The sequence below is a fragment of the Segeticoccus rhizosphaerae genome (assembly GCF_009192725.1).
Lineage (GTDB): Bacteria > Actinomycetota > Actinomycetes > Actinomycetales > Dermatophilaceae > Segeticoccus > Segeticoccus rhizosphaerae.
This window is the reverse complement of the sequence record NZ_VOHR01000179.1, coordinates 1-8,040: the sequence shown is the minus strand read 5'-3', so window position 1 is coordinate 8,040 and position 8,040 is coordinate 1. Positions and strand designations below refer to the sequence as shown.

Genomic DNA, 8,040 nt, shown 5'->3' with positions numbered 1-8,040 from the left:
GCCGCAGCCCGTGGCCGTGCTCGACCGCCTGGTCGGGCTCGGCCGCCGGGCGGTGCTCGTGCAGGGCAACGCGGACCGGGACCTGGCCAGGATCGCGCGCGGTGAGGCGGTGGCGGTGCCCGACGAGATCTCGAGCTGGGCAGCGGGGCAGCTGCGGCCCGATCAGGTGGATCTCCTCGACTCGCTCCCCCACCCGGTCACCGTGCCCGTCGAGGGCTTCGGCCCGGTCCTCTTCTGCCACGGGACTCCCCGAGACCTTGACGAGGTCGTGCTCGTCGACACCCGCATGTCCCGCTGGGCGGAGGCGTTCGCGGCCCTGCCGGAGGACGTGAGCACGGTCGTCTGCGGCCACACCCACATGCCCTTCACCCGGCTGGTCAACAGGCGTCTGGTGGTCAACCCGGGCAGCGTCGGTATGCCGTACGGCGGCGACGGCGCTCACTGGGCCCTGCTCGAGGGCGGCCGAGTCACCTTGGGCAGCAGCGGTTTCGACGTGGACGTGGCCCGGGCGTCGATCGCCGCGACGTGCGACTACCCGGACGTCGACGCCTGGACGGAGGAATACCTCCTCTCGACATCCAGCGACGCCGAGGCCCTCGCTGCCTTCGGGCCGCGTGACGGGCGCTCCGCGGGCGGGTGAGCACCCGGCATACGGCTCAGGACAGGTGGTGAACCTCGGCCAGCCGGTAGACCGGCGTGGGGATGCCGACCTGACGGGCCTTGAGCTGCAGCGCGAGGTAGAGCGAGTAGTGCCGCGACTGGTGCAGGTTGCCGCCGTGGAACCACAGCGCCTCCTGCCGGGTGGGCTTCCACATGTTGCGCTGCTCGCCCTCCCAGGGACCGGGATCCTTGGCGGTGTCCGAACCGAGCCCCCAGACCTTGCCCACCGTGTCGGCGACCTCCTGGGAGATCAGGTCGGCCGCCCAGCCGTTCATCGATCCGTAGCCGGTCGCGTAGACGACCAGGTCGGCGGACAGCTCCGTGCCGTCCTGCAGCACCACCGCATCCTCGGTGAGGTGGTCCACCTGCCCGTGGGCGAGCGCCACGTCACCGTTCGCCACCAGGTCTGCGGACCCGACGTCGATGTAGTAGCCGGAGCCGCGCCGGAGGTACTTCATGAACAGGCCGGACCCGTCCTCGCCCCAGTCGTGCCAGAAGCCAGCACTTTCCAGACGCTGGTAGAAGTCCTGGTCGCGCTCGCGCATCTGCTCGTACAGCGGGATCTGCGACTCGTGCATGATCCGGTAGGGCAGCGAGGCGAAGGTCAGGTCGGCCTTCTCCGTGGTCATCCCCCCGGCCACTGCCTCCTCCGAGTAGAGCGCGCCCAGGCCGATCTCCATCAGGGAGTCAGACCGCACGATGTGCGTGGACGACCGCTGCACCATGGTCACCTGCGCGCCGTGCTCCCACAGCGCACCACAGATGTCGAACGCGCTGTTGTTCGACCCGATGACGACACAACGCTTTCCGGCATACGCGTCCGGACCAGGGTGCTCGCTGGAGTGGTGCTGCTCACCGCGGAACACGTCCATCCCGGGGAAGCTCGGCAGGTTGGGCTTGCCCGACATCCCGGTGGCCAGGACCAGCTGCTTCGGGTGCAGCACGACCTGACGGCCCTCCCGCTCCACGGTGACCGTCCACTCCCCGGCGTCCTCGTCGTAAGCCGCGTGCTTGGCCTCGGTGCCGCCCCAGTAGTTGAGCTCCATGGTCCTGGTGTAGGACTCGAGCCAGTCGGCGAGCTTGTCCTTGGGCGAGAAGACCGGCCAGTTGTCCGGGAACTTCAGGTAGGGAAGGTGGTCGTACCAGACGGGGTCGTGCAGGCACAGGGTCTTGTAGCGGCCGCGCCACTGGTCACCCGGGCGGTCGTGCTTGTCGATCACGATCGCCGGCACGTCGAGCTGACGGAGCCGGGCGCCGAGGGCGATGCCCCCCTGGCCGCCGCCCACCACCAGCACGTAGGGCTGGCGCGAGGTGCCGAGCTCCTCGGCCTCCCGCTCACGCTGCTCCCGCCAGGAGGTGCGGTCGCGCCGCGCTCCGTGCTCGGCACCCTTGGGACGCCTGCGGCCGCGCGGCTCCTCGTGTCCCTTGAGCTCGTAGGCCGTCGTCAGCAGGGTGAAGGCACCCTCGTCGGTCAGCCGGAGCAAGCCGCGGCCCCGGGCCACAGCGGTCTCGAACAGGATCCAGGCGGTGACCACCCCGTCCTCCTGCGTCGGTGGCTCCTCGGTGCGGAAGGCGGAGGGGTCGGTGGTCTCGAGGGTGCGCTGCAGCAGGTCGGCGACGCCTTCATGGTTCTCCACCGTCGTGAGGTTCCAGGAGAAAGCGATCAGGTCGCGCCAGTAACAGGTGGGGGCGAACAACCGGGTGGCCGCCTCCACGTCGCGGGCAGTCAGTGCCTGCTCGAACTCCGACAACCAGGCGTCGACCCTCGCCTGGCTCGCGTCGGGGGCCGCGGCACCTGCCTCCTGCTCGGTCCCGGCTCCGCGCGACTCGACGGTCTGGGTCATGGCTCGCTCCTTCGACGGCTGGGACCCACATCACACCACCTCGGGACGTGTTCGCGACAGGGCCCGTCTCCGGTTCGACCGGTACAGCGGGGACGCGTGGCACACGGCCACCCGTGGCGCTCGCGCCGAACTGTGCACGGGTGAGATCGTGGCCGCATGGAGTTCCGCGAGGTCGTCCGCAAGCGCCGCATGGTCCGGCGCTACCAGCCCGACCGCCGGGTGCCCGACGAGGTGCTGGACACCGTGTTGCGACACGCGACCCGCGCCCCCAGCGCGGGGTTCAGCCAGGGCTGGGACTTCGTGGTGCTGACCAAACCCGAGGAGCGCCAAGCGTTTTGGGACGCGACCACCGACCCGGATGCCGCGCCCGACTCCTGGTTGGCCGGGCTGCAGACCGCGCCGGCCCTCATCCTCTGCTGCTCGCACAAGGACGCCTACCTCGACCGCTACGCCGAGCCCGACAAGGGCTGGACCGACCGGGACGAGGCTCGCTGGCCGGTCCCCTACTGGGACATCGACACCGGCATGGCCGCGTTGCTCATGCTGCTGACCGCCGTCGACGAAGGGCTGGGCGGGCTGTTCTTCGGGGTGCCGCCCGAGTCGCAGGCCGCGGTGCACGAGACGTTCGCCATCCCTCCGGCCCGCACCGTCATCGGCGTCGTCGCCCTGGGTTACCCCGCACCCGACCGCAAGAGCCCCAGCCTCAAACGGGGCCGGCGCGGCGCCGAGCAGGTCGTCCACCACGGACGGTTCGGCCAGCACGACCGGCTCTGAACCCGCCAGACCTGGGCCGGCTCCCCTCACCCGCTCCCGACGGTCGCCCGGGAGGCCTCGACCCGGGCCCGGGACGCTGATCGCGGCGCCGGTCTAGGGTCGAGAAGCATGATCCTGTTGCTCGACCTGGACGACACCCTCACCGACGCCGACCGCGGCTTCAGCGCATGGGCCCAGAAGTGGGTCGCACGGTTCACCGCCGAGCATCGCGCCGAGATGGTCGACTTCCTCACCGGTGACGAGGTCCGGCCGATGTACCCGCAGGACCGGCTCGCCGCCTTCCGCCAGCGCTTCGGGGTGCGCGCGAGTGCCGGCGACCTGCACGCCGACTACATCGCACAGGCCGCCGCCCACACCCACCTGGTCGACGGTGCTCTGGCCGCCCTGGCCCGGGCGCGCCGGAGCGGCTTTCGCCTCGGCGTCGTCACCAACGGTCCTGCGGACCTGCAGCGGGCGAAGCTGGAGCACCTCCGCCTGACCGAACACGTGGACAGGGTGGTCATCTCGGGCGAAGCCGGTGTGGCAAAACCCGATCCGGCGATCTTCGCGCTGGCGATCGAGCGGCTCGGTGGTCCTGGTGGCGCACGTTGGATGATCGGCGACAACCCGGTCGCCGACATCGGAGGCGCGCGCGCAGCGGGCATCCGTTCCGTCTGGTTGCGGCACGGCCGGGCCTGGGACGACGCGGACGGCCCGGTCGACCGCCAGGCGGACACCATCACCGACGCAGTCGACCGGGTCTCGCGCGAAGCGGGCGAAGGTGTGGCACGGTGTGCAGATGAGTGAGCAGGACACGCCGGATCCGAGCTATGACGTCATCGTGATCGGCGGTGGCCCGGTCGGCGAGAACGCCGCCGAGCGCACCGCCTCAGCCGGGCTGCGCACCGTCTTGGTCGAGGCGGAACGTTATGGCGGGGAGTGCTCCTTCTGGGCCTGTATGCCGTCCAAGGCGCTGTTGCGTCCGCCCGAGGCGGTCGACGCCGCACGACACGTCCCCGGTGGCGGGACCGCGGCGGCCGGAGACCTCGACGTGCCAGCGGTCCTGCGCAGCCGTGACGAGTTCACCGCTCACTGGGACGACGCCGGGCAGGTGGAGTGGGCCGTCGGTGTTGGCATCGAGATCCTGCGCGGTCACGGCCGCTTGGCGGGGGAACGCGCCGTCGAGGTCACGACCCGCGACGGGGTGCGACAGCTGACCGCGCGGCACGCAGTCGTCGTGGCGACCGGGTCGGTGCCGGCCGAGCCACCCATCGAGGGACTTGCCGACACCAAGCACTGGGGCAGTCGCGAGGCCACCAGCGCCCACGAGGTGCCGCCGAGCCTCGTCGTGCTCGGTGGCGGCGTGGTGGGGTCGGAGATGGCGCAGGCCTTCACCGGACTCGGCAGCCGCGTCACCCTGGTGGCCGACTCGGGACTGCTCGGCCGCGCCGAACCCTTCGCGGGCGAGATGCTCGCCGACTCCCTTCGGGCTCAAGGCGTCACGCTGCACACCGGCGCTCGGGCCCGTGGCGTGGACCGCGACGACCAGGGTGTGCACCTGCAGCTCGACGACGGCAGCACGGTCAGTGGCGACGAGCTGCTGGTCGCCACGGGACGCCGTCCGGCCACCTCCGACCTCGGCCTGGAGACGGTGGGCCTGGAACCCGGCCAGACCCTGACGGTGGACGACAGCGGGGTGGTCGAGGGGCTGGACGGCAACTGGCTGCACGCCGTGGGAGACGTCAACGGTCGCGCGCCGCTGACCCACCAGGGCAAGCACCAGGCGCGCATCGTCGGGTCCGTGGTCGTGGCCCGTGCCCGGGGCGAGCTGCCCGACACGATCGCGGCGTGGACGGCATACTCCCTCGCGGCCGACCACGTGGCGGTGCCGCAGGTGGTCTTCACCACTCCCCAGGTGGCCTCCGTGGGCCGCACTGCGGCGGAGGCCGGGGAGGCGGGGCTGCGCACGCGGGTCGTCGACCTCGACATCGACGTCGCCGGCGCCTACCTCCACCGCGAGAGCTACTCCGGCAAGGCGCGGTTCGTCGTCGACGAGGACCGTCGCGTTCTCGTCGGCGTCACGTTCGTCGGCCCCGACGTCGCGGAGCTGCTGCACTCGGCCACCGTGGCTGTCGCCGGCGAGGTGCCGCTCGAACGGCTCTGGCACGCGGTGCCGAGCTACCCCACGATCAGCGAGGTGTGGCTGCGTTTCCTCGAGGAGTACGGTCTCTAGACGGCGAAGGCACGGCCGCAGCGAGGACAGGAGCGGGGCCCACGAGCACGACCGGCGCGTCGGTGACCGACCATGCGGACGGGTGCGAGAGGATGGGTCGCTGACGCCTGACCGCTCGAGCAAGGAGACACCCCGCGCATGGCCCGCCGCAAGTCGACGACCCCCCAGCTGCCCGAGGACTTCGAGGAGCACATCGTCGACATCGACGTCGAGGAGGAGATGCGCGGCGCCTACCTCGAATATGCCTACTCGGTCATCTACTCCCGCGCGCTCCCGGACGCCCGCGACGGCCTGAAGCCCGTGCAGCGCCGGATCCTGTTCGGCATGAACGAGCTGGGGCTGCGGCCCGACCGCGCGCACGTCAAGAGCAGCCGCGTCGTGGGCGAGGTCATGGGCAAGTACCACCCGCACGGCGACGCCTCCATCTACGACGCCCTCGTGCGGATGGCACAGCCCTTCTCGATGCGCCTGCCGCTGGTCGACGGCCACGGCAACTTCGGCTCCCTCGACGACGGCCCCGCCGCCGCTCGCTACACCGAGGCGCGGATGGCTCCCGCGGCGCTGCTGATGACCGGCAGCCTCGACGAGGACACGGTCGAGTTCGTCCCCAACTACGACGACCAGCTGATGCAGCCGGAGGTACTGCCCGCTGCCTACCCCAACCTCCTGGTCAACGGCGCCGGCGGCATCGCGGTCGGCATGGCCACCAACATGGCGCCGCACAACCTGGTCGAGGTGATCGGCGCGGTCCGCCACCTGATCAAGCACCCGACCTGCTCGCTGGACGACCTGATGAAGTTCGTCCCCGGGCCCGACCTGCCCGCCGGCGGCCGAATCGTCGGGCTCGAGGGCATCCGCGACGCCTACCTCACCGGCCGTGGCAGCTTCCGGACCCGGGCGACCACGCGGATCGAGAACGTCACGCCCCGCAAGAAGGGCATCGTCGTGACCGAGCTGCCCTACACGGTCGGCCCGGAGAAGGTGATCGAGAAGATCAAGGACCTCGTCCAGGCCAAGAAGCTGCAGGGCATCAGCGGGGTCATCGACCTGACCGACCGCAAGAAGGGGCTGCAGCTGGTCATCGAGGTCAAGAACGGCTTCAACCCCGAGGCGGTCCTCGAGAAGCTCTACAAGCTGACGCCGATGGAGGACAACTTCGGCATCAACAACGTCTGCCTGGTCGACGGCCAGCCACGCACCCTCGGCCTGAAGGAGCTGCTCCAGGTCTACCTCGACTTCCGCACCGACGTGGTGCGCCGGCGCAGCGCCTACCGGTTGCGCAAGCGCGAGGAGCGCCTGCACCTGGTCGAGGGACTGCTGATCGCGATCCTGGACATCGACGAGGTGATCCAGGTGATCCGCAGCTCCGACGACGCGGGTGTCGCCCGGGCCCGCCTGATCGACGTCTTCGACCTGTCCGAGGCGCAGGCCACCTACATCCTCGACCTGCAGCTGCGGCGGTTGACCAAGTTCTCCCGCATCGAGTTGGAGACCGAGAAGTCCGAGCTGGAGCAGCAGATCGAGGCACTGCGCGCGATCCTCGAGGACGAGAAGCTCCTGCTCAAGACCGTGTCCGACGAGCTGGCCGAGGTGGCCAAGAAGCACGGCACACCGCGGCGGACCGTGCTGCTCGAGTCGGCGGGTCAGGCCGTTTCCGCCGCCACCCCGCTCGAGGTCAGCGACGACCCCTGCTGGGTCCTGCTCTCCTCGACGGGCCTGCTGGCCCGCACCACGTCCGCCGATCCGCTGTCGAATGAGGGCGGACGGCACAAGCACGACGCCGTCACCGCCGCCGTCCGCACCACCGCGCGAGGGTATGTCGGGCTGGTCACCTCCCTGGGCCGCGTCGTGCGGCTGTCGGCCCTGGACCTGCCGACCCTCCCGCCCACGAACGGCGCGCCGTCGTTGTCCGGCGGTGCGCCGCTGGCGGCCTTCGTCGACCTGCCGCACGGTGAGCAGCCGCTGACGCTGACCTCCCTCTCGCCCGACTCCCCGGGGCTGGCGCTGGGCACGGCGCACGGCGTGGTCAAGCGGGTCACCGTGGATCACCCTGCCAACAGGGACAGTTGGGAGGTCATCTCGCTGAAGGACCAGGACTCGGTGGTCGGTGCGGTCGAGCTGGCCACGGGCGACGAGCACCTGGTCTTCGCCACTGCGCACGCGCAGCTGCTGCATTTCGCGGCCTCCGCGGTCCGGCCGCAGGGTCGCGGGGGTGGCGGCGTCGCGGGCATCAAGCTCGGCGCCAAGGACCGGGTCGTCTTCTTCGGGGCGGTGGACCTCTCCGTCGACAACGTGCTCGCCACCGTGAGCGGTTCGGAGGGATCCCTGCCAGGGACCGAGGCGGGCTCGCTGAAGGTCACGCCCTTTGACGAGTACCCGGCCAAGGGCAGGGCCACGGGAGGTGTGCGGTGCCACCGGTTCCTGCGCGGCGAGGACACCCTCATCCTGGCCTGGGCCGGCGCGACACCCGCGCGAGCAGCCGGGGCGAGCGGGGTGTCGATCGAGCTGCCGGAGGCGAACGGCCGGCGTGACGGGTCCGGGGTGCCGGCG

The 8,040-nt window shown here is 71.0% G+C and carries 6 protein-coding genes; 5 read left to right on the top strand and 1 reads right to left on the bottom strand.

Going from position 1 to position 8,040, the window contains the following annotated elements; all coding sequences use genetic code 11:
* On the top strand, positions 1-640 hold a 640-nt coding region (locus FRW57_RS13900), incomplete at its 5' end, for a metallophosphoesterase family protein (RefSeq protein WP_152186261.1).
* 16 nt (positions 641-656) lie between these two features.
* Here FRW57_RS13900 and FRW57_RS13895 read toward each other — a convergent pair.
* On the bottom strand, positions 657-2,504 hold the full coding sequence (locus tag FRW57_RS13895) for an NAD(P)/FAD-dependent oxidoreductase (protein ID WP_137121068.1): 1,848 nt from the start codon (positions 2,502-2,504) through the stop codon (positions 657-659).
* Positions 2,505-2,660: 156 nt separating this feature from the next.
* Between FRW57_RS13895 and FRW57_RS13890 the strand changes: the two genes are divergently transcribed.
* From FRW57_RS13890 to FRW57_RS13875, 4 genes are all read left to right on the top strand, one after another.
* Positions 2,661-3,278, top strand: a complete 618-nt coding sequence (locus FRW57_RS13890) for a nitroreductase family protein (RefSeq protein ID WP_137121067.1) — start codon at positions 2,661-2,663, stop codon at positions 3,276-3,278.
* Between the two features lie 108 nt (positions 3,279-3,386).
* Positions 3,387-4,064: an HAD family hydrolase gene (locus FRW57_RS13885; protein WP_152186260.1), complete on the top strand. Its 678-nt coding sequence runs from the start codon at positions 3,387-3,389 to the stop codon at positions 4,062-4,064.
* On the top strand, positions 4,057-5,490 hold the full coding sequence (locus FRW57_RS13880) for a dihydrolipoyl dehydrogenase family protein (protein ID WP_152186259.1): 1,434 nt from the start codon (positions 4,057-4,059) through the stop codon (positions 5,488-5,490). The genes FRW57_RS13885 and FRW57_RS13880 overlap by 8 nt, the downstream gene beginning before the upstream one ends.
* 138 nt (positions 5,491-5,628) lie before the next feature.
* A partial coding sequence (locus FRW57_RS13875) for a DNA gyrase/topoisomerase IV subunit A (protein ID WP_152186258.1) occupies positions 5,629-8,040 on the top strand: 2,412 nt, incomplete at its 3' end.